25 protein-coding genes are annotated in these 25817 nt (G+C 42.5%); 20 read left to right on the top strand and 5 right to left on the bottom strand.

Annotation, left to right across the window (positions count from 1 at the left end):
• The first annotated feature begins 33 nt into the window (after positions 1 to 33).
• The 6 genes from CALPO_RS0103455 to CALPO_RS0103430 are packed head-to-tail and all read left to right on the top strand — an operon-like array spanning position 34 to position 6897.
• On the top strand, positions 34 to 1014 hold the full coding sequence (locus CALPO_RS0103455; RefSeq protein WP_026486081.1) for a LacI family DNA-binding transcriptional regulator: 981 nt from the start codon (positions 34 to 36) through the stop codon (positions 1012 to 1014).
• Positions 1015 to 1038: 24 nt separating this feature from the next.
• Entirely contained in the window at positions 1039 to 2172 is a 1134-nt protein-coding gene (locus CALPO_RS0103450; RefSeq protein WP_026486080.1) for a 4Fe-4S binding protein, read from the top strand.
• A 7-nt stretch (positions 2173 to 2179) separates the two neighbouring features.
• Positions 2180 to 3952 carry an FAD-binding protein gene (locus tag CALPO_RS0103445; protein WP_026486079.1) on the top strand — a complete coding sequence of 591 codons (1773 nt, stop codon included), beginning with the start codon at positions 2180 to 2182 and terminating at the stop codon, positions 3950 to 3952.
• Positions 3949 to 5037: a zinc-binding dehydrogenase gene (locus CALPO_RS0103440; protein ID WP_026486078.1), complete on the top strand. Its 1089-nt coding sequence runs from the start codon at positions 3949 to 3951 to the stop codon at positions 5035 to 5037. Before CALPO_RS0103445 ends, CALPO_RS0103440 begins: the two co-directional genes overlap by 4 nt.
• Positions 5038 to 5054: 17 nt before the next feature.
• Entirely contained in the window at positions 5055 to 6284 is a 1230-nt protein-coding gene (locus CALPO_RS0103435; RefSeq protein ID WP_026486077.1) for a Gfo/Idh/MocA family protein, read from the top strand.
• Positions 6277 to 6897 carry a bifunctional 4-hydroxy-2-oxoglutarate aldolase/2-dehydro-3-deoxy-phosphogluconate aldolase gene (locus tag CALPO_RS0103430; RefSeq protein WP_026486076.1) on the top strand — a complete coding sequence of 207 codons (621 nt, stop codon included), beginning with the start codon at positions 6277 to 6279 and terminating at the stop codon, positions 6895 to 6897. Before CALPO_RS0103435 ends, CALPO_RS0103430 begins: the two co-directional genes overlap by 8 nt.
• Before the next feature lie 31 nt (positions 6898 to 6928).
• Here the strand turns inward: CALPO_RS0103430 and pdxT are convergent, their stop codons facing one another.
• The 4 genes from pdxT to CALPO_RS0103410 all read right to left on the bottom strand — a co-directional run bounded on the left by pdxT (position 6929) and on the right by CALPO_RS0103410 (position 10835).
• Positions 6929 to 7510, bottom strand: coding sequence for a pyridoxal 5'-phosphate synthase glutaminase subunit PdxT (pdxT, locus tag CALPO_RS0103425; RefSeq protein ID WP_026486075.1), 582 nt, complete (start codon positions 7508 to 7510; stop codon positions 6929 to 6931).
• A 36-nt stretch (positions 7511 to 7546) separates the two neighbouring features.
• Positions 7547 to 8425: a pyridoxal 5'-phosphate synthase lyase subunit PdxS gene (gene pdxS / locus CALPO_RS0103420; RefSeq protein ID WP_026486074.1), complete on the bottom strand. Its 879-nt coding sequence runs from the start codon at positions 8423 to 8425 to the stop codon at positions 7547 to 7549.
• A 109-nt stretch (positions 8426 to 8534) separates the two neighbouring features.
• Complete coding sequence (locus tag CALPO_RS0103415; protein WP_026486073.1) at positions 8535 to 9671, bottom strand: trans-sulfuration enzyme family protein; 1137 nt, start codon at positions 9669 to 9671, stop codon at positions 8535 to 8537.
• A 3-nt stretch (positions 9672 to 9674) separates the two neighbouring features.
• Positions 9675 to 10835 carry a trans-sulfuration enzyme family protein gene (locus tag CALPO_RS0103410; RefSeq protein WP_026486072.1) on the bottom strand — a complete coding sequence of 387 codons (1161 nt, stop codon included), beginning with the start codon at positions 10833 to 10835 and terminating at the stop codon, positions 9675 to 9677.
• Between the two features lie 224 nt (positions 10836 to 11059).
• Between CALPO_RS0103410 and CALPO_RS0103405 the strand changes: the two genes are divergently transcribed.
• The 9 genes from CALPO_RS0103405 to sat are packed head-to-tail and all read left to right on the top strand — an operon-like array spanning position 11060 to position 18384.
• On the top strand, positions 11060 to 11929 hold the full coding sequence (locus CALPO_RS0103405) for a 4Fe-4S binding protein (RefSeq protein ID WP_035172086.1): 870 nt from the start codon (positions 11060 to 11062) through the stop codon (positions 11927 to 11929).
• On the top strand, positions 11916 to 12152 hold the full coding sequence (locus tag CALPO_RS0103400; RefSeq protein WP_035172083.1) for a sulfurtransferase TusA family protein: 237 nt from the start codon (positions 11916 to 11918) through the stop codon (positions 12150 to 12152). The genes CALPO_RS0103405 and CALPO_RS0103400 overlap by 14 nt, the downstream gene beginning before the upstream one ends.
• Positions 12153 to 12161: 9 nt before the next feature.
• Complete coding sequence (locus tag CALPO_RS0103395; protein WP_026486069.1) at positions 12162 to 12974, top strand: HesA/MoeB/ThiF family protein; 813 nt, start codon at positions 12162 to 12164, stop codon at positions 12972 to 12974.
• Positions 12967 to 13365, top strand: a complete 399-nt coding sequence (locus CALPO_RS0103390) for a M67 family metallopeptidase (RefSeq protein WP_026486068.1) — start codon at positions 12967 to 12969, stop codon at positions 13363 to 13365. Before CALPO_RS0103395 ends, CALPO_RS0103390 begins: the two co-directional genes overlap by 8 nt.
• 1 nt (position 13366) lies before the next feature.
• Positions 13367 to 14500 (top strand): cysteine synthase A, encoded by a 1134-nt coding sequence (cysK, locus tag CALPO_RS0103385; protein ID WP_084295143.1) that lies wholly within the window; start codon positions 13367 to 13369, stop codon positions 14498 to 14500.
• A 26-nt stretch (positions 14501 to 14526) separates the two neighbouring features.
• Positions 14527 to 15132 (top strand): adenylyl-sulfate kinase, encoded by a 606-nt coding sequence (gene cysC, locus CALPO_RS0103380; RefSeq protein WP_026486066.1) that lies wholly within the window; start codon positions 14527 to 14529, stop codon positions 15130 to 15132.
• 23 nt (positions 15133 to 15155) lie between these two features.
• Positions 15156 to 16856, top strand: a complete 1701-nt coding sequence (locus CALPO_RS0103375) for an adenylyl-sulfate reductase subunit alpha (RefSeq protein WP_035172080.1) — start codon at positions 15156 to 15158, stop codon at positions 16854 to 16856.
• Between the two features lie 22 nt (positions 16857 to 16878).
• Complete coding sequence (locus CALPO_RS0103370) at positions 16879 to 17202, top strand: 4Fe-4S dicluster domain-containing protein (protein ID WP_026486064.1); 324 nt, start codon at positions 16879 to 16881, stop codon at positions 17200 to 17202.
• 27 nt (positions 17203 to 17229) lie between these two features.
• Entirely contained in the window at positions 17230 to 18384 is a 1155-nt protein-coding gene (gene sat / locus CALPO_RS0103365) for a sulfate adenylyltransferase (protein ID WP_026486063.1), read from the top strand.
• A gap of 485 nt (positions 18385 to 18869) precedes the next feature.
• Here sat and CALPO_RS0103360 read toward each other — a convergent pair whose 3' ends face one another.
• Complete coding sequence (locus CALPO_RS0103360; RefSeq protein WP_026486062.1) at positions 18870 to 19478, bottom strand: hypothetical protein; 609 nt, start codon at positions 19476 to 19478, stop codon at positions 18870 to 18872.
• Between the two features lie 300 nt (positions 19479 to 19778).
• On the opposite strand from CALPO_RS0103360, the gene CALPO_RS0103355 reads away from it, so the two are divergent.
• The 5 genes from CALPO_RS0103355 to CALPO_RS0103335 all read left to right on the top strand — a co-directional run bounded on the left by CALPO_RS0103355 (position 19779) and on the right by CALPO_RS0103335 (position 25796).
• Positions 19779 to 20123 carry a hypothetical protein gene (locus CALPO_RS0103355; RefSeq protein WP_026486061.1) on the top strand — a complete coding sequence of 115 codons (345 nt, stop codon included), beginning with the start codon at positions 19779 to 19781 and terminating at the stop codon, positions 20121 to 20123.
• Between the two features lie 162 nt (positions 20124 to 20285).
• The gene (locus tag CALPO_RS0103350; RefSeq protein ID WP_026486060.1) at positions 20286 to 21398 is read left to right on the top strand and encodes an iron-containing alcohol dehydrogenase family protein; all 1113 of its coding nucleotides are present in this window, start codon (positions 20286 to 20288) and stop codon (positions 21396 to 21398) included.
• A gap of 56 nt (positions 21399 to 21454) precedes the next feature.
• Positions 21455 to 22675, top strand: a complete 1221-nt coding sequence (locus tag CALPO_RS0103345; protein ID WP_026486059.1) for a PucR family transcriptional regulator — start codon at positions 21455 to 21457, stop codon at positions 22673 to 22675.
• A 178-nt stretch (positions 22676 to 22853) separates the two neighbouring features.
• Entirely contained in the window at positions 22854 to 24209 is a 1356-nt protein-coding gene (locus CALPO_RS0103340; RefSeq protein ID WP_035172077.1) for an aminotransferase class III-fold pyridoxal phosphate-dependent enzyme, read from the top strand.
• A 156-nt stretch (positions 24210 to 24365) separates the two neighbouring features.
• Positions 24366 to 25796 carry an NCS1 family nucleobase:cation symporter-1 gene (locus CALPO_RS0103335; protein ID WP_051585807.1) on the top strand — a complete coding sequence of 477 codons (1431 nt, stop codon included), beginning with the start codon at positions 24366 to 24368 and terminating at the stop codon, positions 25794 to 25796.
• Positions 25797 to 25817: the final 21 nt, after the last annotated feature.

Raw genomic sequence — 25817 nt, 5'->3', positions numbered from 1 at the left:
AAGTTGAGTCAATAATAGGATGGGGGTGAGGATGTGCCCACGATTATTGATGTAGCCAAAAGAGCAGGTGTTTCGCCCAGCACTGTATCAAGAGCTCTAAGCGGCAGGGCTCCTGTTAAGTTTGAGACCAAGCAGAGGATTATGGAAGCGATAAAGGAGCTTGACTTTAAACCCAATATCCTTGCCAAAGGGCTTAAAGAAGGTAAGACCAATACAGTAGGGTTGATAATACCCAATATATGCAATCCTTTGTTTCCAGCTATTGCAAAAGGTGTGGAAGATGAGGCTAGAAAAAATGGCTATACCGTTTTTCTCTGCAATACCGACGAGAACCTATCTATAGAGATGGACTATGTAGAAAAATTAAAGGAAAGGTGGGTTGATGGATTAATTTTTGCTACGGTAAAGGACCGTTATGATCACATTGAGGATTTGGAAAAAAGTAGATTCCCTGTTGTGTTGCTGGTCAGAAAATATCCCAATGCCCTACACAGCGTCACGCTGGACAACTATGAAGGCGCGAAAATGGCTGTAGAATACTTATGGCAGAGAGGGCACAGGCGAATATGGTTTCTGTGCGGCGATACTCGCTTAAGCCTGTATAGCGATAGGCTTTCCGGGTATCTGGACGCTGTGAAACAACGTGGTATAGATTGTAATTGCGGGAGGGCGATAGAGAACATAAATACAATGGAGGAAGCAGAAAAAACTTTGTACAGTTTGCTGGACGGTGACAGGCCGGATGCCATATTTGCCGCCAGTGACCCCATGGCCATAGCAGCGATGAGGGCTGTAAAAAGTAGGGGGTTTAGAGTGCCAGAGGATATATCGATTATGGGATTTGACGACCTGGATATGGCGGCATACGTGGATCCGCCTCTTACGACGGTTTCCCAACCTGTGCGTGAAATGGGCGCTGAAGCATTTTCCATGCTTTTAAAGCTCATTAACAGGGAAAGCGTGCGTCCAAGGGTAATAAAGCCTGAGCTGGTTATAAGAAAGTCTGTAAGGTAGAAACGTTAAAAGGGGGAAGGCAATATGGTCGATTTGTCGACGACATACGCGGGGTTAAAACTGAGATCGCCTTTGATTGCCGCTGCAGCTGGTATTACAGGGACGGTAGAGAGGCTAAAAAAGGCGGAAGACAACGGCATAGGGGCTGTAGTCACAAAGAGCCTTTTTCAAAAAGAGATATGCAGGGTTTCACCTACGCCGAGATTTAAAGTTATAAAGCACAGCGGTTCTACGACCCTTTATTCTTATGAACAAGCCAGCGAGTACGGCCCGGAAGAATACGCTGAGTTCATTTACAGGGCTAAAAGCCAGCTGAGTATTCCGGTTATAGCCAGTATTAACTGCTATACAGATGAGGCCTGGATAAAGTACGGCAAGCTCGTGGAACAGGCTGGAGCTGACGCTATTGAACTTAACCTATCTTGTCCTCACGGCGTACACTTAATGTCGGGTATAGACGTAATAAAGTCCATGGTTGCCACCACCAAACTTATGAAAAACGCCGTTAAGATACCTGTTATACCCAAGATGACTCCCCAGTCAACCAATCCAGGCTCAGATGCTTTAAGGCTTGATCAGGCTGGTGCTGATGGGCTGGTGATGTTTAACAGGTTTACGGGCCTTGACATAGACGTGGAAAAAGAAGTCCCTGTACTGCATGGCGGCTATGCCGGACACGGGGGCCCATGGTCTATAATGTTTTCTTTGCGCTGGATTAGCGCGGTATCCCCTCACATAAGATGTGATATAAGCGGTAGTGGTGGCGTTATGAACGGGGAGGATGCAGTAAAGTATATCCTGGCTGGGGCAGGAACTGTGCAAATCTGCAGTGTGATAATACTGAATGGTTATCAGGTAATCAACAGGATCAATAAAGGGATTGAAAAGTTCATGGAGAGCAAAGGTTACAGCTCTATAAGCGAGTTTAAAGGTAAAATATGTAGCAGGATTAAGAGCATGGATGAGGTGGATAGAACTCAGTGGGCAAAGGCAGAAATCGACATGATCAGGTGTACTTCCTGCGGGCTCTGCGCGCGGGTATGTATTTACGATGGGATTGACGCAGATGAAAAGTACTCCGTAAACGATAAGTGCGACGGGTGTGGACTGTGCGCCGAAATCTGTCCTGCTAAAGCCATCTCTATGGTCAGGAGGTAGAAAAGGTATGGTATACGACACGGATGTACTTGTGATAGGTGGAGGTGGGGCGGCCTTGAGAAGTGCTCTGGCAGCCCATGAAAGGCATCGCGGGGTTAAGGTAATAATGGCTGTCAAAGGCAAACTGGGGTATTGCGGTACCACGGCATTGGCCTGTTCTGACAGGATGGCTTTTCACGCTACCCTTCCTACCACCTTTCCCGGGGGACCGGACAACTGGAAGTACCATGCTAAGGACATATATGAGATAGGAGGGTTTGTATCTGATTACGATCTCGCGGAGATACTGGCGCGAAACTCAGCTGAGGCGTTTTATTATCTTGACCGATTGGGTGTGCCGTTTGTAAAAGAGAACGGCGTACCTGTTCAGTTTATCACTGATGGCTCGGCTTATCCCAGAGCTTGTTTTACAGGCCCTGAGACGGCGATACACATAGAACAGGCCCTTATAAAAAAACTGGAGGAAACAGATGTAACTGTGTTGCAAAACACCATGATTACCGACTTGATAGTGGATGACGGACAGGTGTACGGTGCTGTAGGCTATGCTGGAGGCGAAGAGATCATAATAAAGGCAAAATCTGTAGTGATGGCCACAGGAGGAGGAGGGAGTGTGTATAAAGTCAATGTTTTCCCTCCTGGTATGACAGGCGATGGGTACGCTATGGCTTTAAGAGCCGGTGCCGAGCTGGTAAATATGGAATTTATACAGATAGGGCTTTCATCGGTGGACACAGGTCTTGCCTGCTCTGGGAGTATGATGAGGGCGGTCCCCCGATTTGTCAATGAAAGAGGAGAGGAATTTCTTAAGGAGTATCATGTGGGCTTTAACGACATTTTTGAGAAAGGTTCTACGTGGCCTGTGAGCGCCGAACACAAGACCAGCATAATAGATATAGCGGTTTACCGAGAAATACATCGAGGCCATAAGGTGTACCTGGACTTCACCCGAGACCCTGAAGGATTTAGCTTTGATCTTTTGAGAGAGGATTTTAAACACAGGTATGAGCAGGAAGTCAAAGCTGTTGTTGGCCGTTTATGCCCGTACGATAGGCTTGAAGAGATTAATCCCCAGTCAATCAGATGGTTAAAGGCAAGAGGTGTTGACATAAAAAGGGATTGGCTTGAAATAGCTCCTGCTATTCAACATTTCCAAGGCGGTATAAAAATTCGCTGCAAAGCCGAAACAAATATAAAGGGTTTATTTGCAGCGGGAGAATGCGCTGGGGGGCAACATGGAGCTAATCGCCCTGGCGGGAATTCCCTTTTAGACTGCCAGGTATTCGGCAAAATTTCAGGGGAGAGTGCAGCAGATTATGCAATCGATTGTTGTTACTCTGAAAATGCCATAAATATAGCCAAAAACATCTTTAGTTCCTATAACAATTGGTTGTCAGAAAGAGGCCTTATTGTTGAAGAAGCTGTAAGGGAGCTCAGAGAAGTTATGGACAGGTGCTGTAGTGTCATAAGGACAGAAAAGGGCTTGGAAGAGGCATTAGACCGCGTGGCGTACTTAAAACGGCAAAAGCTTAGGGCACAAACTGCAAAAGATGTCGTTGGGTTTAAAAACATGTTGCTTACCGCAGAGGCTGTGTTAAAGTCTGCACTGCATAGAAAAGAAAGCAGAGGACCTCATCTTTGCTTTAACGATTTTAATTCAGATCCTTTGCCAAGGGATAAAGGATTGAGAGGTTATTTTGTATGTAGATACGATGTTTGCAATGATCAAGTAGTTGTAGAGGAAAAGCAGCCTATAAGGCCAAAGGAGGTGGTTCTATGAAAGCATATGCTATGGTTTTAGAAGAGTACAATAAGCCATTGGTAAAAAGGGAATTTGACGTTGTGGATCCGCCCCGCGGAGAAATGCTTGTTAAAATTTTAGCTGCTGGTGTTTGTGGTTCTGACGTGCACATGTGGAAAGGCAATGACCCGCGGTTGAACCTTCCCATGATACTAGGCCACGAAGGGGTAGGGCAGGTGGTCGAATTATCAGAGCCGTGGGTGGATGTAAACGGAGAAGCGATTAAAGAGGGAGATGTGGTCATATGGGATAGAGGTGTTACGTGCGGGAAGTGTTATTATTGCGCCGTAAAAAGAGAGCCGGCCTTATGCGAAAACCGCTGGACGTATGGTATAAGCACCACATGTAAAGAGATGCCCTACTTGAGAGGGTGTTATTCTCAGTACGTGTATCTGGCCCCAGGGACTAAGGTTATAAAAATAAAGGATAAAGTTGATCCGGCCGTTTTGGTATCAGCGTCCTGCTCAGGTGCGACTACAGCTCACGCTTTTGACATGTTATCGCCTGATATAGGCGACAGCGTATTGGTTCAAGGGCCTGGTCCTATAGGGCTGTTTGCCGTCGCCTTTGCAAAAGCTAGGGGGGCGAGAAAGGTCATAGTAATAGGCGGTACAAAGGAACGCTTAGATATGTGTAGGGTATTTGGCGCCGATGTGGTGCTGGATAGGTATAGTACCACTCAAGAAGAGCGCAGACAACTGATATTAGACATCACGTCAGGCAGGGGCGTTGACGTGGCTGTAGAAGCAGTAGGGCACCCATTAGCGGTTCAGGAAGGTATAAAACTGGTGAGGAATGGTGGTACGTACCTTTCAGTGGGTTTTGGAGATCCTAATGGGACGGTGACCATTGACTGTTATTATGACATCGTGAGAAAAAACCTGAGGTACCAGGGTGTATGGGTGAGCGATACAAAGCACCTTAATATGGCCGTAAATATGGTGTTGAGTAACATTGAAAAGTTTGAGCTGTTGGTTACAGACAGGTACGATCTTGAGGATGCAAATAAAGCTTTGAGCGCCATGGAGAATAGGGAGACCATTAAATCAGTGTTAATACCATAGACAAAGGGGGAACTGAAATGAAAGTGGCGAGGATTGGTCTGGTTGGCATCAGTGGCTTTGGAAAGACTCATTTGAAAACTATCCAAAAGTTGGAGGGTAGATATATTGAATTTAAAGCTTTTTCAGAGATAAACTATGAGAAAAACAAAGATGAGATAGAGCGATTAAAGTCAAAAGGCGCTCGTTATTACGTGGATTACCAGGAGATGTTGGACAAGGAGAGCGATCTGGATTTTGTAGTGCTATCCACTCCTATTCATTTGCACAGCCCTATGGCTGTTCACGCTATGGAAAAAGGATTTAATGTGCTTTTAGAAAAGCCGCCTTCTGTAACGATTCAAGATGTGGATAAGATCATTGACGTCAGCAAAAAAACAGGTAGGATCTGCGCTGTGGATTTTCAAAACACTTCAGGAAAGGCGTTTAGAAGACTTGTAGATTATGTGACTGAAGGGCGCTTTGGAAGACTTAAAAGCCTGGTGGGTGTAGGGAAGTGGAAAAGGGATGAAGCGTATTACCAGAGAACACCTTGGGCTGGCAAGCTTAAGTTTAACGGCCATTATGTTCTCGACGGCACTATAAACAACCCGCTGTCCCATCTTCTCAATAACCTGCTCATACTGGCTGCTGCCTCCACTGATGGCGGCGGGGTGCCAGAAGAGGTGACTGCTGAATTGTACCACGGTCACAGGATAGAGAGCGAAGATACGGCATGCGTGCGCATTATCACGCAGGCAGGCATTGAGGTTATGTACTATACCACATTGTGTAACCCTCAACAGGAGACTCCGTTTATACTCCTTAAGGGAACTGAAGGCGAAGCGTATTGGGATTACAGTAATGTGTTGAAGGTAAAATTTTCGGATGGCAACGAGGAAAGCTTTAATTTCGGATATGAAGATTTATTTGAAAATATGTATGTAAATATGGTAAAATCTCTATTTGAAAGAGAACAACTCTATTGTCCGGTTGATATTACGCGCAATTTTGTCTTGGCATCCAACGGGGCTTTTGAATCCTGTGACAGCGTTGTCGAAATTCCCGATGATTGTATAATAGTCCAGAGAGAAGGGGAAAGCGTAGTTACCTACATAAAAGACATAGAAGAAATAATAGATAAAGCAAGCTCTGAGAAAAAGTTGTTTTCTGAAATCGGGGTTTCATGGGCTGTAAGGTCTAAGCCTTTTAAGTTGAGTGGTTATAGGGAGTTCAGGAAATACGGAGGGGAAGGTGACAGCCGTGGATAAGTTAACGGTAAAAAAGCAATTAAAAGGAAAGATCATCGCAGTGATAAGGTGCGATGATCAGGAGCTAGCATGGAATATTTGCCGTGAAGCTATTGAAAACGGAATTGGAGCAGTGGAAGTGACGTATACGGTTAAAGGCGCTGGTGAGCTTATAAAAAGATTGAAAGCCCAATATCCTGATAAGATAATTGGGGCCGGCACTGTCATTAATGTACAGCAGGCGAAGGAGGCGGTGGAAAGCGGAGCTGATTTTGTGGTTTCGCCTTGTATAATAAGTGAGGTGGCGGAATTTATAAGCAATAAAGGCGTTTTGTGCTCTATGGCTGGAGTTACGCCTACAGAGGTGTTTCGCGCATATAGGTTAGGTGTGGACATAGTAAAGCTGTTTCCGGGAGAGCTTTACGGACCTGCGGCGATAAAAGCATTAAAAGGCCCTTTCCCGTTTATAGAAATAATGCCTACTGGCGGCGTTAACGACAAAAATATAAAGGAGTGGTTTGACAGCGGAGCTTATGCAGTAGGAGTGGGTGGTTATCTGACAAAAGGTGTGGATTTTGACAACCTCGATTTGGTTGGAGAAAGGATACGCCAGTTACAAAACGCCCTTAAGTAAGCGCAGATATGCAAAGGAAATAGTCAGAGGATCATTGAAGGGATTCTCTGACTATTTGTATAAAGTACTCGTGAAAAGTGGTGTCGTCGGTGAGCTCAGGGTGAAAAGCTGTAGCTAACATATTGCCCTGTTTTACGGCGACTATATTTTCACCTACTCGCGTTAACACCTGGACTTCTTTACCTGCTTTTTCTACGTAGGGTGCCCTTATAAATACCAGTTTTAACGGTTTGTCGGATACAGCGGGTATCACCTGCCATGTGGCAAAACTGTCTAACTGGCCGCCATAGGCGTTTCTTTTGACCACGATGTCCATGAGGTTTAAATAAGTGTTATCTTGACCGGTTATTTTTTTTGCCATCAGTATCATACCTGCACATGTACCCCATACAGGCATGCCTTTTTTAGCTCTTTCAATTATGGCGTCTTTTAAATTAAAATCCTGAATTAGCTTTCCAATAGTAGTGCTTTCGCCGCCAGGCAATATGAGGCCGTCGATGTCCTTAATCTGTTGAGGAGCTTTTATTTCTACAGGCGTTACTCCTTGGATTTGTTTAAGGGTATTTACGTGTTCTATAACCGACCCCTGGACGGCCAGCACTCCGATGCGGATGTCTCTGGGTGTTGAATAACTTGTATTTGTCATGTGTTACCAGCCCCGCTGCGCATACAGATCTTCTTTGTCAATTTTGCTTATATCTATTCCTTCCATAGGTTCGCCCAGGTCTTCAGATACCTCTGCTAATACTTTTGGATCATTGTAATAAGTGGTTGCCTTTACTATGGCCGCGGCTCTTTTCTCAGGATTGGATGATTTAAAAATGCCTGAACCGACAAATACCCCGTCAGCTCCCAGCTGCATCATCAATGCGGCATCTGCTGGTGTGGCAATACCGCCGGCGGCAAAGTTGACCACAGGGAGCCTTCCGTTTTGCGCCACGTATTTTACCAGTTCGTAAGGTGCTTGCATTTCTTTAGCAGCGGCCATGAGCTCATCGTCCCTCATGTTCTGAAGTCGCCTTATTTCAGACATCATGGTCCTCATGTGCCTTACTGCTTCCACCACATTGCCTGTTCCAGCTTCGCCCTTAGTCCTTATCATAGAAGCGCCTTCGCCTATCCTCCTTAAGGCTTCCCCTAGGTTTCTGGCGCCGCATACAAAAGGTATTTTAAATTCCCACTTGTTTATATGGTACATCTCATCAGCAGGTGTCAAAACTTCGCTTTCGTCTATGTAGTCAATACCCAGGGCTTCAAGTATCTGAGCTTCCACAAAATGGCCTATCCTTACCTTGGCCATTACAGGGATGGAAACGGCAGCTTTTATGGCTTTGATGATTTTGGGATCTGACATTCTTGCCACGCCGCCGTGTTTTCTTATATCAGCAGGAACCCGTTCCAGTGCCATTACAGCTACTGCTCCGGCTTTTTCTGCTATCACCGCTTGTTCCGGAGTAGTGACGTCCATAATTACGCCGCCTTTTAACATCTGAGCCAAATTTTTATTAAGCTCATACCTTTCGGAGATATTGTGCTCCGTGTTTGTTATCATTAAAATTTCCCCCCAATTATAAAAAAAGTAGTACAAAATAAAATGTATCAATACAATTATATATGTATGAAAAATGTATGTCAATCTACTGTTTAACTGCGTTTAATATATCCATTGCTAGATCTTCAGGATCTTCCAATCCTATGGACAACCTCAACAGTTCATCGGTTATGCCCAATTTTTTTCTTTCTTCTTGAGGGATTGAGGCGTGGGACATTTTAACAGGGTAAGAGAGTATGCTTTCGACGCCTCCCAGGCTCACCGCTGTAAAAAACAGCTTTACATTTGCTGCTATTTTCTTGGCTGTTGCTACGCCTTTAGCCTCAAAAGACAAAACCGCCCCTGCGCCGTACGCTTGTCTAAAGTGCAAGCTATGGCCGGGATGCTCTTCAAGCCCCGGGTAATAAACCCTTTTGACAAAATCTTGCTTTTTCAGCCATTGCGCTAGATACATTGCCCCCTGCTGTTCTGCATCTAACCTTACTTTCAGCGTTTTTATGCCTCTTAATAGAAGCCAGCAGTCATGAGGATTTAAGACTGCCCCCATGGTATTTTGAATAAAATAAATATGCTTTGCCAGGTTTTTGTCTTTTACGGCTACTATACCGCCCAGCACGTCACTATGACCGCCGATGAACTTGGTGGCGCTGTGGACTACTACGTCTATGCCCAGTTCCAAAGGCCTTTGAAGATAAGGCGACATAAAGGTATTGTCCACGACAGTTATAATGTTGTGTTTTTTAGCCAGCTGTGCGCAAGCTCTCAAGTCGGTGATCTTAAGTAACGGGTTAGAGGGCGTTTCTAGCACTAACATCCTTGAATTTGGCCTTATGGCTTCTTCTATTTTGTTTATATCGGTAGCGTCCACGAAGCTCACATCGATATTGTATTTAAAAAAATGCCTTGTGAGGGCTCTGTACGTGCCTCCGTATATGTCTTGGGCAGCGATAACGTGATCTCCTGCTTTAAGTAAAGACAGTACAGCTGATATGGCGGCCATGCCAGAAGAAAAGGCGTAGGCATTTGTGCCGTTTTCTAAAACAGCCATAGCGTTTTCCAAAGCGGCTCTGGTGGGGTTTCCTGAGCGGCTGTAATCGTATTGAGGTGGATTGTCCACGTCGTCCTGTTTGAAAGTAGAGGCTTGGTAAATGGGTACGCTTAAAGCACCTGTTTGTTCGTCAATTTCGTTCCCGGTGTGAAGCAGTTTTGTGGCGTATTTCATATTCTACACCTCCTGTGTATGTGATGGTTTGCACTGGAGTGCCTGCTGTAAATCCATTATTAAGTCCTCTGAATCTTCGATTCCGACGGATAGCCTTAGCAGCCTATCATTGAGCCCTATTTTTTTCCTTAACTCATCAGGTACGTCTTTGTGGGTCTGCTCTATGGGGTACGTTATGAGGGATTCCACACCTCCTAGGCTTTCTGCAAAAGATATGATTTTCAGGTTTTCCAGCACCGTTTTAACCATAGTTTTATCCTTGACTTCAAAAGATATCATGGCCCCGAATCCCCTGGCTAGGTCCTTGAGGATGTGGTGACCGGGGTGTTGAGGTAAACCAGGGTACAGCACTCGGGTTATTTCCGGCCTTTTCGCGAGCCACTGGGCGATTTTCATGGCGTTATACTGTTGCCTGTCAAGTCTTATGCCTAAAGTCTTTAATCCTCTTAGAAGTAGCCAGCTGTCAGTGGGTGACAGGACAGCCCCTGTGGTGTTTTGTATAAACCTGAGCTTTTCGGCGAGGTCCTCCCTGGCAGTGGAAACAATGCCAGCCAAAACATCATTGTGACCTGAGAGGTATTTCGTGGCGCTTTCTATAACTATGTCCACGCCTATCTCCAGAGGGCGAAACAGGTAAACAGACAAAAAGGTATTGTCAAATATACATATTAGATTATGGCGTTTACATATATCCACTATCTTTTTAACATCGGCTATCTTCATCATAGGATTTGTGGGAGTTTCTATGAATATCGCAGCGGTATTAGGTTTTAAGGCTTTTAAAATATTTTCTGTATCGCTTATATCCACACAGTCAAAGGCTAATTGATATTTAGAAAAAACATGATCAAAAACCCTGTATGTTCCCCCGTAGACGTCATCTGAGATTATTATGTGATCTCCTGGATTAAACAGAGTGAGTATGGCTGTTATGGCGGCCATCCCTGAAGAAAAAGCCAGGGAATCTACTCCTCCTTCTAATTGCGTTATAGCTTTTTCCAGCTGTAGCCTTGTAGGATTTTGCGTTCTGGAATAGTCAAAACCGGTTGATAAACCAAGCCCTCTGTGCATAAAAGTAGCAGAGTGATAAATAGGAGTGGATATCGCCCCTGTGGCATCTTGTTTATTTATCCCTGATCTGACCAGCAGCGTAGATAATTTCACTTGTCGCTACTCCTTTCTCTTAATCCCTTGAATTTGTTAATATAAGCCCGCTATATTATAGTTAATTGATAGGAATTTAAGTATTAGTTTAAATTAAACTAACATAAATTTATATAAAAGTCAATACAAATATTTTTATTGACATTTTTTACGGTGTGTGATATTTTAATAAAAACAAAATATATAAATTCCAATCAATATACTATGAATTTAGGGGGATTGCAATGGAAAATCAGGAGTTGATAGCTGCCCTTAAAGACGGCGGATTTATAAAGCAGAAGCAGAAAGATTATTATTCTGTGAGAATAAGGGTTGTCGCTGGCAATATCACGGCCGAACAGATGAGAAAAGTCTCTTATCTCGCCGAAAAATATGGTAAGGGCTATGTAACATTTACTGTAAGACTTGGCATTGAGATTCCATGGGTTCACTATACAAAACTGCAAGAGATAAAGCAGGAGATAGAAAGTATAGGGCTAGCCTTGGCGGGATGCGGACCACGGGTGAGACCTATAGTTGCTTGCAAGGGAACCGTATGTCCTTATGGGCTGATTGATACCCAGGGGTTGGCGCAAAAATTAGACGATGAATTTTTCCCCATGCCTGGGTTTCCGCACAAATTTAAAATGGGCATATCAGGTTGCCCCAATAACTGCTCCAAGCCTCAGTTTAATGATCTAGGCTTTCAAGGCCAGGTGGAGCCTGAGCTGGACGCGAATTTGTGCACAGGATGTGGTTTGTGCGCAGAAGCCTGCGATAGCAAAGCTATTGTTATAAACCAGGACAAGATAGCCGTAAGAGATGTTGATAAATGCGTGTACTGTGGTAGCTGTATAAGGGTATGCCCTATGGACGCGTGGAAGGCTAAGAGAACAGGTGTTGCGGTTTTTGTGGGAGGCAAGTTTGGCAAAAAACCTCGATTTGGTTACCATGTGGCGGATTTGGTCGCTGTAGAAGATATTCCAGATGTTATAAGGAAAACTATGGAGTTTTACAAGAAGGAAGGCATTAAGAAAGAAAGGCTTATTGATACCATTGACAGGGTAGGAATTGATCAATATAAAGAAAGGGTGTTAGGCATTGGAAATAAATAAGGTTGACGAAAAATTAAATCTAGAAGGCGTGGTATGCCCTATTAATTTTGTTAAAGTGAAATTAAAATTAGAACAGATGAAAAGCGGCGATGTGCTGGAAGTGATCTTGGATGATGGAGAGCCTATAAAAAACGTGCCCAGGAGCGTAAAAGACGAAGGCCACAAGATATTAAATGTGGAAAGGGTTGGCGATAAGTTTAAATTATGGATACAAAAGGCATGAGGTGATTGTATGTTGACAGAAGAGCAGGTGTTAAGGTATTCGAGGAACATAATATTGAAAGAAATAGGGGGCAAGGGGCAGGAAAAACTCCTTAACTCAAAAGTCCTCATCGTGGGGGCAGGAGGTCTGGGATCTCCTTCGGCTTATTACCTGACAGCAGCGGGAGTGGGCACCATAGGGTTGGTAGACTATGACAGGGTTGATTTGTCCAACTTACAGAGGCAGATACTACATAGGACGCAGGATGTTGGGGTACCTAAAGTGAAGTCAGCTCAGGAAAAGCTCAAGGCGCTTAATCCTGACGTGAATGTGGTTGTATACGAAGAAAGGTTGTCATCTGATAACGTCATGGATCTTATAAAAGATTACGATGTGGTAATTGACGGAGTAGACAATTTCCCGGCAAGGTATCTTTTAAACGACGCTTGTGTCTTTTCACGTAAACCCCTTATAGAGGCAGGGATTTTGAGATTCGAAGGAATGATCATGACGATTATCCCCGGAGAAGGCCCGTGCTATAGGTGCGTATTTCCTGAGCCTCCGGTACAAGGAGCTGTTCCTACGTGTTCTCAGGCAGGTGTTTTGGGAGCAGTAGCAGGAGTTATTGGTACTCTACAGGCTGTGGAAGCAGTAAAGGTATTGTTGGGTGTGGGGAAGCCTTTAAAAGGAAGAATACTTACATTTAACGCACTGGAAGGTACATTTAGAGAAGTCAAATGGTCTAAAAAGAAGGAATGTCCAGTTTGCGGCGATAATCCTACTATTAAAGAATTAAGGGAATATGAACTTGAGTGCGATCTTAGGGGGAACGCCAATGCTTAAAATTAAAAAGAGCCAGTTAAATCAAATGCTGGATCAATTGCGCAGAGAAGCGCCTTATGAAGGATGCGGAATATTGTCAGGCATTGACGATGAGGTAATGAGCGTGTACCCTATGACCAATGGAGCCCATAGGGAGGACTTTTTTTTGATGGTCCCTGAGGAGCAGTTTAAGGTCATCAAGGATATAAGGAAAAAAGGCCAGAAGATGCTGGCGGTGTACCATTCCCATCCCGTAAGCCGTGCTTATCCTTCTGATAAAGACATAGAAATGGCCCATTACGAGGATATATACTATATTATCGTCTCCTTAAAAGATGGCGTTGACGTGAGAGCTTATAAGATAAAAGGTGGACAGGTTATAGAAGAAGGTATCTTGGTGGAGGAGGAATAATATGATTACCATAATTTATAACGGAGAAAAGCAAAGCTACGATAGAGAGCTGACGGTTTCGGAATTTTTAAAACTTAACGACATAGACGAACAGGTCGTAAGTGTGGAGTTAAATGATGTGGTATTAAAGAGAGAACAATATGCTACAGCCGTCATAAAGGATGGCGATGAGGTAAATTTAATGTACTTTATGGGAGGGGGTTCTGGCGGGAAAAGGGTATACGACAACATAGTAGAGCTGATAGGAAGGACCCCTATGGTAAGGCTAAACAAGGTAGTGCCAGAAGGTGGAGCAGAAATACTGGTTAAATTGGAGTCTTTTAATCCAGGGGGCAGTGTAAAAGACAGGATAGCCTATAATATGGTGAGGCGTGCCGAAGAGTCAGGAAAATTAAAAAAAGGTATGACTATCGTGGAGCCTACCAGCGGCAATACCGGCATTGGTTTAGCGATGGTGTGCGCTGTCAAAGGTTATCGCCTTATACTGGTAATGCCTGATACTATGAGTGTTGAGCGGAGAAACTTGTTGGCCTCGTACGGGGCTGAACTTATATTGACGCCAGGCATTGAGGGGATGAAGGGAGCTCTTAAAAAGGTAGAGGAGCTCTTAGAAGGCCACGATGATTACATAATGCTAAACCAATTTGAGAATCCAGCCAATCCCGAGATACACGAGCTAACCACCGGTCAGGAAATACTCGATGCTACTGAGGGACGATTGGATGCTTTTGTGGCTGGAGTGGGAACAGGAGGTACCATATCAGGCGTTGGCAGGGTCTTGAAAAGGTCCAACAGCAATGTTAAGGTGTATGCCGTAGAGCCTGAGACTTCTGCTGTTTTGTCCGGTGAAAAACCCGGGCCGCACAGAATTCAAGGCATAGGGGCTGGCTTTATACCTGATACGTTAGACAGGAGCGTGTTAGATGGGATTATAAAGGTAAACGATCAGAAGGCGTTTGAGATGTCTTTGATGCTGGCGAGAGAAGAAGGCATACTGTGTGGCATATCTTCAGGTGCTAACGCTCTTGCCGCTATTCAAGTGGCACAACAGCTGGGTAAGGGCAAAAGGGTTGTGACGGTATTGCCTGATACAGGAGAAAGGTATCTCAGTATGCACAAGTACTTTAATAACTGAAAAATGATGTCGAGGAGGAATTGTGGATGTCTGAGATCAAAGCTACCAACATAACTTGGCATGAGGGCATGGTCAGCGCTGAGGATAGAGAAAAGTTGCTGAAGCAAAAAGGCGTGGTTATATGGCTTACAGGGCTTTCAGGTGCGGGCAAGTCCACTATAGCTAGAGAACTGGAAAAAAGGCTTTATGATATGGGGCATCTGTGTTATGTGCTTGATGGCGACAATATAAGGCATGGCCTTAATAAAAATCTAGGTTTTTCCGCCGAAGACCGTAAGGAAAACATTAGGAGAATCGGAGAGGTGGCAAAGCTCTTCGCTGATGCTGGTGTAATAACTATCACTGCATTTATTTCGCCTTACAGAGAAGATAGAGACAATGCCAGGAAATTGCTGCCCGAAGGCAAATTTCTGGAGGTGTACGTAAAGTGCCCTCTGGAGAAATGCGAAGAGCGAGATGTGAAAGGGCTTTACAAAAGAGCTAGGGCAGGAGAGATAAAGGAATTTACCGGGATTTCAGCTCCCTATGAACCCCCTGTAAATCCGGAACTGGTGATAAACACCGATGAACTATCACTGGATGAATCGGTAAAACTTCTACTGGATTATTTGAGGGAAAAGGGGATAATATGATAGCTAATTGAGGAGGAGAGTCAATGCACGCATTGAAACCGGATATTACAGTGTTAGATGCAGATGTGCTTATAATCGGCGGTGGGGCAGCCGGCTGTCAAGCTGCTATAACGGCAAGGGAAAAAAACAGCGGATTAAAAGTAGTTGTAATTGAGAAAGCTCATGTGGAACGCAGCGGTTGTCTTGCAGCGGGAGTTAATGCCATCAATGCCTATCTAAACCCCGGAGAAACACCGGCCTCTTATGTGGATTATGTTAAAAAAGATACAGCAGGTCTTATAAGGGAAGATTTAACTTATACCATAGGAGAGAGATTGAATAGGTGTGCCAAGCGATTAGAAGAATGGGGGCTTCCATACTTAAAAGACGAAAAAGGCGACTACGTTCCCAGGGGTAGGAGAAGCGTCAGGATAAACGGCGAGAGGATAAAGCCGATTATGGCTGAAGCCTTAAAAAAATCGGGAGCTGTAGTGCTCAACAGGGTGGTAGCCGTCGATTATATTGTCAAAGGCACAAAGGTGATAGGTGCTTTTGCTTTTTCGGTTAGAGAAAATAAGTTTTATGTTATAAGGGCAAAGGCCGTTATATGCGCCACAGGTGGTGCAGCAGGGCTATATAAGCCCAATAATGACGGCTCAGCTAGGCATAAGATGTGGTACCCTCCTTTTAACACAGGTGCGGGATTTGCCATGGGGCTGAGGGCCGGGGCTGAAATGACCAGCTTTGAGATGAGGTTTATTGCTCTGAGGATTAAAGATGTGCTTTCGCCTACAGGTACCATAGCCCAGGGTGTACACGCTCCACAGATAAACGCCAAAGGCGAGGCTTATTTAAAAAATTACAGCGATAGATCTACGTATATGAGGCTTTATGCCACAATTAAAGAAGATCGAGAAGGAAGGGGCCCGTGTTACCTGGATATAACCGGCCTTAGTGAAGACTACAACAGGGTATTAAAAGAAGCCTATCTTAACATGTCACCCGGTATCGTTTTAAAATGGGCTGACGAGGGAATACAACCTACGGATAGGCCCGTGGAGATATGCGGATCAGAGCCTTATATCGTTGGCGGCCATGGGCTAGCTGGTTACTGGGTGGACAAAAAGCGCAGGACTACGCTTGAGGGCCTGTATGCAGCCGGCGATGTGGCGGGAGGTTCTCCCAAGAAATACGTCACAGGCAGCATGGCAGAAGGGGAGATAGCAGCAGAAGATGCGGTGGAATACATAAAAGGTGTAAATCTTGAGCCAGTGGATGAAGGCCTTATAGAAGAAGAGGTTAAAAGGGTTTATGCACCGTTGTTTGCCAGGGATAAGTATGAAGGCTTGAGATTTGGCCCTGATGAATTAGAAGAGAGATTACAGAAGATAATGGATGAATATGCCGGCGGCATATCTTCCTATTATGAAGTATACGAGGAAAGGTTAAATATAGCGAAGAAATTGTTAAAGGACCTGCAAAGGGATTTGAGCAAAGGATATGCTGAGGACTTGCACGATCTTATGAAATATCACGAAGTGGCGGACAGGGTTCTGGTAGCCAGGGCAGTGGTGGAACACCTTTTGTACAGAAAAGAAACCCGGTGGAGGTGCTACCAGGAGAGGGTTGATTACCCCTTTAGGGATGATGAGAACTGGTTAAAATTTGTAAACTCTGTCTACGATCCTGTAGAAAACGAAATAAAGATAATAGAACGTCCCTATGATGCTGAAGTAGATTATTGAAGGACCTTAAGAGGTGGTATAAATGGCTATAAGGATTGACAGGCAGTTATGTAACGGTTGCGGGAAGATGCAGGAGCCGTTATGTGTCAGGATTTGCCCTGGTGACTTATTATATAAGGATTCCGGCGGAAAAGCGGCTATTCGAGACATAAGGGACTGCTGGGATTGCGCAGCATGTCTTAAAGAATGTCCTAGGCAAGCTATTGAGATGTACTTACCTGCCCAGATAGGGGGACGAGGTTCTACGTTAAAAGCTAAAAAAGACAAAGAGAAAATCATATGGACGTTAAAAACGGTAGAGGGCACACAAGAAGTCATCGAGATACAAGCTCATAAAATTGTGTAAGTTGAAATTTTGGAGAGGAGAGTGCGTATGTCTATAAGACCTCACGGAGGACAGCTGATTGATAGATTTGTTACAGGCAGCAAAAGGGAAAGCCTTCTTGAAAAGGCCATGGGTTTAAAGAAGCTGGCGTTGGATGACTTCCAGATTTCTGACCTGGAGCTTATCGCCAATGGAGGATACAGCCCTTTGACAGGTTTTATGAAAAAGGCGGATTATGACAGCGTGGTAGAGAATATGAGATTAGCCGATGGCACTGTATGGAGCATTCCTGTAGTGCTGGGAGTTACTGAAGAAGAAGCCAAGACCATAGAAGTAGATAAAGAGCTGGCCTTAACTGACTCAAAAGGCAGGATTTTAGGCATAATGTGCGTGGAGGAAAAGTACAGGTACGATAAATACCGCGAAGCAGAAAAGGTATTTAAGACATCAGATATGGCCCACCCTGGCGTAAAGCAGCTTTTCCAAAGAGGTGATGTGCTGCTTGGCGGAGATATACTGTTGTTAAATGCGATTGAACACGAAGATTTTAAAGAACTGTACCTGAATCCTTCAGAGACCCGTAGGATTTTTGAACAAAAAGGCTGGAAGAAAATCGTCGCTTTTCAGACCAGAAATCCTATACACAGAGCCCACGAGTACATACAAAAAGTGGCCCTGGAGATCTGCGACGGCTTGTTTTTAAATCCACTAGTAGGGCAGACCAAGAGCGATGACATTCCAGCAGATGTAAGGATTAAGTGTTATAAAGTGCTTCTTGAGAAATATTATCCAAAAGACAGGACGTTTATGTCTGCATTTCCGGCTTCCATGAGGTATGCAGGTCCAAGGGAAGCTATTTTTCACGCCCTGATAAGGAAAAATTACGGAGCCACTCACTTTATAGTAGGGCGTGATCACGCAGGGGTAGGAAATTATTACGGTACTTACGATGCCCAGCGCATATTTGATGAGTTTGAGCCTGAGGAGATAGGTATAACCATCTTACCTTTTGAGCATAGCTTTTATTGCAAAGCATGCCATGGCATGGCTTCCTTTAAGACATGTCCCCATGGGGATGACCAGCACATCATATTAAGCGGCACCAAGGTCAGGGAGATGCTGGCCAATGGAATTATGCCGCCTGAGGAGTTTACCAGAAAAGAGGTCGCTGAAATTTTAATGGATTATTATAGATCTAGATGAGCGGTGCTATTATCTATATAGCACCTTTTTTGTGCGCACCAGTGCATGCGACCTAGATAGGCCAGAGGGCAGAAGATGCTGGAAGGAAAATATATAATTAGCAGACGCAAAAAAGGTTTATGAGACGAGTAAACAAATGTATAAGAGAAATAAGGATGATGTGTATATGGAAACATTGGAAGAAGGTAACAATCTAACATTGAAGATATCAAGAAGTTTAGAATAGAAATAATTAGTCTGGGAGTAGGCAAATACAAGAAGAGGCTATTGGAGGATCCAATAGCCATATTTTAAACGCTACTCTGACCAAAAATGCTTCAAATTTTAAAAAGTATCACTCCTTGATATGTTTGCTTATATAATAGTGTACTGTGCATGAGTATTAGGTACTGTCCAAACTCCAAAGCTTGGAGTAAATGACAGTATTCCTGAAGACGAAATGGTTACACTTGGCGATACAGTTAAATATTTATGACCATAGCTACCTATGCATCAAGTATTATTGCACCTGATATATTAGGTCGTACTCTAAAAGCCATGGTACCTCTAACATTACTAAACCTGCTGGTTGGATCGTCACATATTTGAAAGCTAAAACCGTACCCTGTATTACTCTTAATGTTTGCTGTCCAATAGTAGTCTGTATTTAAATACGTCGGGCCCCATGTCCAAGTATAACCTTGTAATATTACATCCTGACGATTATATGTTACCTGAAGATATTCCGAACCTGAAATTACTGAAGTATTTGTTCCATAACCTGTAGCGATATACTCTCCAATATTCTCAAGAGGTTGTGTTAACCAAGTAAAACTCGTCTTGTAAAGGTATTCACCACCACCACCGAGAGATGATAACCAAGTTTCTAACTTTATCCACGAGTTTTGCTGGTAATCATAATTTCCAGTTGCTGATACAGAGTTTTTAGCATTTTCAACTTCAATCATAGCCTGATTTTCTGACTCTTCTGCTATCGTTACTTTATAGTTGTTAGTCGCGGGATCAAATGTTTTTGTTATTTTTATAAACTTTGTATCCTTTGATAAAACTTTCCCAGATAACTCTTTATATTTATTTGCATATTCGGGTGACATATTATTTAAGCGTATACGGGCGTGATGACGCCTATTGTAATTATAGTAACTAACAAGATGCTAATAATTTTTTCATATTAACCCTGCTTTTACATTTTTTACAATTGTATTATATTATACACGAATAGAAAAGTCAACATAAATTACAAAATAATCATAAATTTGTTGAAATATAGTAATACATATGCTAATATTTATTCGTATATATAATTAATAAATATGCATAATATTCTGATAGATTATTAAATAAAAATATTAAAGCAGGATGAAAATGATGAAAATATATAGGGGAGTACTTTTATGGATAACAAATTCAGAGAAAATAATACCGCTATAAAAAAGAAATATCTCTTGCTTCTATTAAGCCTTGTTTACTTAACATTCATTTTATTTATCATTTTGCGATTTAGTCCTTCTCCAAAAGGACTCTTTGCGTTTCGTTTGCTTGAAGTAATAGCTATTCTTTATACGTTAGCTATATATCTGGCTGTTCCTTTGGCTTTAATTGGTTTTATACTTGTTCTATTAAATTATAGGGATGCGGCTCAAAATAATAGTAAAATTATAGGGGAGATACCTTTAACTTTTATTGTAATGTCTCTAATGATTATCTCTTTTATTTTTGGCGCATTAAAAGCAAAATAATATCTATACAAAAATAAAAATAATATAACGGTCCCTATTTTGGAGCGGGAGACTTGTCATAAGCATTTAGGATTTGATATAATTTTTATAACATAGCAAAGGTGCTATTATTTATAATAGCGCCTTTTATTTTTATATATTTTTATAAAAGGAGTGACCAGTATGAAATATAACTATTTTATACCTACCAGGATTATTTTTGGAGAAAATTGTATAAAAGAGAACAGTGATCACATGGCTATAGGCCATAAGGCCCTTATCGTCACAGGAAAGAGTTCCAGAAATAATGGTTCCCTTGATGATGTAGTATCAGCACTGGAGAGCCACGGGATAAAATATGAAATATTTGACAGAGTAAAGTCTAATCCAGATCTGGAAAATGTTTCAGAAGGTGCTAACGTAGCAAGGAGAGCAGATGTGGATTTTGTAATCGGTATAGGAGGCGGGTCGCCTCTGGATGCTTCAAAGGCCATTGCTGTATTAGCTGCAAATCCCATGATGGATGCGGAAGAGCTTTTTAGCAAGACATTTAAAAATAAACCCTTGCCGATTATAGCTGTTCCCACTACAGCTGGCACAGGAAGTGAGGTTACTCCCTATTCTATATTGACATACGACAGGATAGGCTCTAAAAAGAATTTTGCAAGTCCCTATATTTTCCCTCAGGTAGCTTTTCTCGATGCCAGATACACCATAAACCTTCCATATAGCGTCACTGTAGATACCATGCTTGACGCACTATCCCATCTAATTGAGGGATATTTATCAGTGAAGTACGGTGACTTTTACTTTTGGATGGTGGAAAAAGGCCTTAAAGGGTTTAGCGAAAGTTACAAAAGTGTCATGGATGGCCAGCTGGACCTGAAAGCAAGAGAGGTATTATTAAATTCATCGCTGTTAGGCGGGATGTTGATAGCACATACTGGTACCTCTATGGTTCACGCTATGGGATATTCTTTGACGTACTACAAAGACATACCTCACGGCAGGGCTAACGGTATGCTTTTGGCAGATTACCTTAAATTCAACTGCGAAACCGATGGGGATAAGGTAGAGCACATTTTGAACTTACTTAATATAAGAGATATTGAGGGATTGCGGAGCATTGTAAGTGGCCTTCTCCAAAGGGTTGACAAAAGACCGGATATATCTGAGAGCGAGATGGCTCATTACGCATCAATTGCCATAAAAGCTCCCAATATCGCTAACAATAAAAAAGTTGTTACACAGGAGGATTTATTTAAGATTTATAAGAGCAGTTTGATGGAGATCTGATCAAGGCTTTAAAACGGTGGGGTTTTTGGTTTCTGTTTTTGTAGGGGGCAAATATTATGAGTGTTAGATGCAGGGATATACTAGCGTTGCCAGCTTTAAAGGATATGAAAATTGTCGCGGGAATGGGTGGACTGGATAGGATTTTAAGGTGGGTACATGTATCCGATGTGCCGAAAATTACCCAATGGGTTCATGGAGGGGAATTGCTGTTTACTACGGGGATGAGCATAAGAGAAGACGTATGGTCGTGGTTACAGTTGATAAAGGATATAAGTGAAAAAAACCTGGCAGGGCTGGTTATCAATGTAGGACCGTATATAAGCCATATACCCCATGAAGTAAAAGATCTTGCAGATTCTCTCGATTTCCCGGTTTTCGAGCTCCCATGGGAAATAAAATTGGTGGATGTAACCCAGTCTATCTGTAATTATATTATAAAAAAACAGGCAGAGGAAAAGTCTGTAAGTGAACTGCTAAATAATATATTGTTTGGCAATTTTAAATCTACAGAGGTTATATTAAAAGAGGCGGAGTATTACGGTTATAATCTCAATTGTCCCCATTGTGTCTGCGTTGTGGATATAGACGGGTTTGGAGAATATTTAAAAAGGGAAAATATAAGAGACGAAAAAAATATCGTAGAGATAAAATCACATCTTCATCAAATAATACTTAACATTTTTGAAAAATACGGTAAAAAGGTTCTTTCTATGTTAATGCGGGATTCTGTTATATTTATGTGGCCATGTAAAAGCTCGAAAGATAAATATATGATAAAAAATGTTGCAGAAGATATAAGGCAGTGTGTAGCGCACGAGTTAGCTCCTTTAACTGTCAGTGTAGGTATAGGTAGATGCTATAGAGATTTAAAAGAAATGGGCAAAAGTTTGAAGGAAGCTGAAAGGGCTATAAAATTTGTGAATAGAGTAATGGGCAAAGATGCGTTTTCCCATTACAATGAAATGGGTTTGTTTAGATTGCTCTTTGAAGTACAGGACCATGGGGAATTAAAGGCGTTTTATGATGATATACTGGGGCCGCTAAGGGATTATGACGAAGCAAACGGAACAGAATTGTTAAACACGCTGGAGGCGTTTTTGCGGGAGAATGGCAATATGGTTAAGACCGCAGGGGAGTTGTTTATACACAGGAGTACGCTAAATTACAGGTTGCAGAGAATTCAGGATATACTTAAAATAGATCTTTCCGATGGTGACAATAGGTTTAATTTAAAGGTAGCGCTGATGATAGGCAAGTTTTTGGATTCGGCGAATTAGAGGAAAAAAGAAAGAAATATTAATACTTTTTGTAGGAAGACAATATGAAGATATAATGCTATAATTGAAACAAAATTAGAAAAGCATAGAGAACAGCGTAGTTCGATATAGCGATGGCGCTAGTTTTGAGGTTTTCTCTCAAATTAGCGCCATTTTTTATAATAGGAGGGCTGAAATTATGAGAGCTTATGAATTGACAAAGGAACAAATTAAGGATTATGACAGGAAATACAATCTTCATTCCTGGTCAGCCAATGGAAATCTGGATCCATTGGTGATAACTAAGGCAGAGGGGATATATTTCTGGGATGCCGATGGCAAAAGGTATTTTGATATGTCTTCACAGCTCGTAAATTCCAATATAGGCCATGGAAACAAAAAAGTTATTGAGGCCATAAAAACTCAAGCAGAAAGATTAGCTTATATAGCCCCAAGTTACGCCGTAGATGTAAGGTCTGAACTCGCCAGGAGAATAGTAGAAATAGCACCAGATAATATGGGAAAAGTATTTTTTACCCTTGGTGGCGCAGATGCAAATGAAAATGCTGTAAAGATGGCCAGGATGTATACTGGAAGGTATAAGGTATTTTCGAGGTACAGATCCTATCATGGTTCGACCATGGGAGCGGGAAATATCACTGGAGAGCCAAGGAGATTTGCTTGTGAGCCGGGGTTGGTGGGTTATGTAAAGTTTTTTGATCCATATCTTTATAGATCTGGAATTGATTTTTCTAGCGAAGAAGAGGCGTCCAGGTACTATGTAGATAAATTGAGAGAACAGATAATTTACGAAGATCCAAGCAGCATTGCAGCAATAGTGCTGGAAACGGTAACGGGAAGCAATGGAGTAATAATACCGCCTAAGGGTTATTTAGAAGGTGTAAGAAAAATTTGTGATGAGTTTGGAATAATGATGATCTGCGACGAGGTAATGGTGGGTTGGGGAAGGACAGGTAAATATTTTGCAATCAATAATTGGAATGTAAAGCCTGATATGATTACTTTTGCTAAGGGAATAACTTGTGGTTATGCTCCTTTAGGAGGAGTGATTGTAGATAAAAAGATAGCGGAGTATTTCGATGATCATATACTTCAATGTGGTTTAACTTATAGTGGACACCCTTTAGGTTGTGCAGCAGGCTGTGCTACATTAGATGTTTACGAAGAAGAAGGAATACTTCAAAATGTTAAAACCGTGGGCAAGGTTCTAGGTGAGCAACTAGAAGCTTTAAAAGAAAAACACCCCTGTGTGGGTGATGTAAGGTATATTGGATTACTTTCAGCGGTAGAGCTGGTTAAGGATAAAGCCACAAAAGAGCCTCTGGTTCCTTATGGTAAGGATCCTGATAAGATCATGCCAGGTATAGTGGGTATGTTAAAGCAGAAAGGTTTTGCTACTTATTCTCATGAAAACATGATTATAGTAGCACCACCGCTTATTATAAAGGAAAAAGAACTTAAGGAAGCATTAGCGATCCTTGATGAAGTACTGGATTATGTAGATAAAGCCATTTTAAGAGTTCAACAGACTTGAGAAAAAAGAAGTAAAACGTTGCTGCTATTTGTACGAAGACAATAAATATATTTGATAAAGGGAAGAGAACCATGTGGTTCTGGGTAGCGATGGCGCTGATTTTGAGGTTTATCCTCATATTAGCGCCGTTTTATTATTGAAAGGAGGTTTTTTGAAATGGAATTTAAGGCGGAAATGTGTGACAGAGAGCTCTACAATAAGGATCTGGCTCCAACTGATGAAAAAGAGAGGACGTGGACATCCTATAATTACATGGCTTTATGGTTGGGAATGAGCATATGCATTCCCACATACATGATGGCAGCGGGTTTGATAGCAGGTGGCATGAACTGGAAGCAAGCTATATTTACGATTTTTCTGGGTAATCTAATCGTGCTTATCCCTATGATTCTCAATGGACATCCGGGCACTAAATACGGTATCAATTTTCCTGTCTTTGCTCGTTCGTCTTTTGGGGTCCGGGGCGCCAATATCCCTGCGATTATGAGGGCTATTGTAGCCTGCGGTTGGTTTGGGATTCAGACTTGGATTGGCGGGGAGGCTATAAATTCTCTGATAATTAAAATAATTCCTGGCTGGTCTGACTTTTCGTTAGGTATCTGGATCAGTTTTGCGATATTCTGGTTTATGAATATGTGGATCGTCTGGCATGGAATGGAAATGGTAAAAAAGTTCGAGGGAATTTCTTCACCTATACTGATCGTATCTTCTTTAGTGTTACTGGGCTGGGCGATATACTCGGCTCATGGACTTGGCCCCATAGTGGCGCAGCCCAGCAAGTTCAAGACTTTCGGTGAGTTTTTCGCGTTTTTTATTCCTTCATTAACTGGCGTAATAGGTTTTTGGGCTACATTGTCATTGAACATACCTGACTTTACACGATTTTCTAAAAATCAAAGAGAACAAATTGTAGGGCAGTCCATAGGTCTTCCTGCTTCAATGGTCTTTTTCTCGCTGGTAGGGATGTTTACGGCGTCAGCAACCATGATCGTTTTTGGCGAGGCCATATGGGATCCGGTGGTACTGATATCTAAGTTTAATAACCCTCTCGTTGCGATAATCGGTGTAATTGTAGTTAGCATTGTTACGCTTACCACAAACATCGCTGCGAACGTCGTATCACCGGCTTATGATTTTACAAATTTATTTCCTAAATGGGTGGATTTTAAAAGGGGTGCTACTATAACAGGAATTATCGGCATTATAATGATGCCGTGGAAATTACTAGCTGACTACAGTACTTATATCAACAACTGGCTGGTAGGATATTCGGCCTTTTTAGGCCCTATCGCAGGCATACTTATAACCGATTACTACCTCGTAAGAAAGTGTGATCTGGCTGTTCATGACCTTTACAGGTTAAATGGCAGGTATAGCTTCTCAAATGGCTATAACTGGAAAGCAGTCGGCTCATTGGTGTTCGGCATCGTATTGGGCCTTATAGGCAAGGTGGTGCCGTCGCTAGCTGTACTATACAATTATGCATGGTTTGTAGGATTTTTTGCTTCAAGTATACTCTACTACGTGTTGATGAAGTATTCATTAGATGTTGGTTCGTATACTACAGCGGAAACATCTAACGATTGAATTTAAAAATTTGGAGGTGCA

Origin of the sequence: Caldanaerobius polysaccharolyticus DSM 13641 (assembly GCF_000427425.1) — a bacterium.
Taxonomy (GTDB): Bacteria; Bacillota; Thermoanaerobacteria; order Thermoanaerobacterales; family Caldanaerobiaceae; genus Caldanaerobius; species Caldanaerobius polysaccharolyticus.
The sequence above is the reverse complement of the archived record's forward strand: the minus strand, read 5'-3'. Positions and strand labels throughout refer to the sequence as shown.

Bases quoted from the DNA above. Each gene is read 5' to 3' on its own strand.
- CALPO_RS0103450 (WP_026486080.1), top strand. From the start codon at position 1,039: ATGGTCGATTTGTCGACGACATACGCGGGGTTAAAACTGAGATCGCCT.
- CALPO_RS0103445 (WP_026486079.1), top strand. From the start codon at position 2,180: ATGGTATACGACACGGATGTACTTGTGATAGGTGGAGGTGGGGCGGCC.
- CALPO_RS0103440 (WP_026486078.1), top strand. From the start codon at position 3,949: ATGAAAGCATATGCTATGGTTTTAGAAGAGTACAATAAGCCATTGGTA.
- CALPO_RS0103435 (WP_026486077.1), top strand. From the start codon at position 5,055: ATGAAAGTGGCGAGGATTGGTCTGGTTGGCATCAGTGGCTTTGGAAAG.
- CALPO_RS0103415 (WP_026486073.1), bottom strand. From the start codon at position 9,671: ATGAAATACGCCACAAAACTGCTTCACACCGGGAACGAAATTGACGAA.
- CALPO_RS0103405 (WP_035172086.1), top strand. From the start codon at position 11,060: ATGGAAAATCAGGAGTTGATAGCTGCCCTTAAAGACGGCGGATTTATA.
- CALPO_RS0103395 (WP_026486069.1), top strand. From the start codon at position 12,162: ATGTTGACAGAAGAGCAGGTGTTAAGGTATTCGAGGAACATAATATTG.
- CALPO_RS0103390 (WP_026486068.1), top strand. From the start codon at position 12,967: ATGCTTAAAATTAAAAAGAGCCAGTTAAATCAAATGCTGGATCAATTG.
- cysK (WP_084295143.1), top strand. From the start codon at position 13,367: ATGATTACCATAATTTATAACGGAGAAAAGCAAAGCTACGATAGAGAG.
- cysC (WP_026486066.1), top strand. From the start codon at position 14,527: ATGTCTGAGATCAAAGCTACCAACATAACTTGGCATGAGGGCATGGTC.
- CALPO_RS0103375 (WP_035172080.1), top strand. From the start codon at position 15,156: ATGCACGCATTGAAACCGGATATTACAGTGTTAGATGCAGATGTGCTT.
- CALPO_RS0103370 (WP_026486064.1), top strand. From the start codon at position 16,879: ATGGCTATAAGGATTGACAGGCAGTTATGTAACGGTTGCGGGAAGATG.
- sat (WP_026486063.1), top strand. From the start codon at position 17,230: ATGTCTATAAGACCTCACGGAGGACAGCTGATTGATAGATTTGTTACA.
- CALPO_RS0103360 (WP_026486062.1), bottom strand. From the start codon at position 19,478: ATGTCACCCGAATATGCAAATAAATATAAAGAGTTATCTGGGAAAGTT.
- CALPO_RS0103355 (WP_026486061.1), top strand. From the start codon at position 19,779: ATGGATAACAAATTCAGAGAAAATAATACCGCTATAAAAAAGAAATAT.
- CALPO_RS0103350 (WP_026486060.1), top strand. From the start codon at position 20,286: ATGAAATATAACTATTTTATACCTACCAGGATTATTTTTGGAGAAAAT.
- CALPO_RS0103345 (WP_026486059.1), top strand. From the start codon at position 21,455: ATGAGTGTTAGATGCAGGGATATACTAGCGTTGCCAGCTTTAAAGGAT.
- CALPO_RS0103340 (WP_035172077.1), top strand. From the start codon at position 22,854: ATGAGAGCTTATGAATTGACAAAGGAACAAATTAAGGATTATGACAGG.
- CALPO_RS0103335 (WP_051585807.1), top strand. From the start codon at position 24,366: ATGGAATTTAAGGCGGAAATGTGTGACAGAGAGCTCTACAATAAGGAT.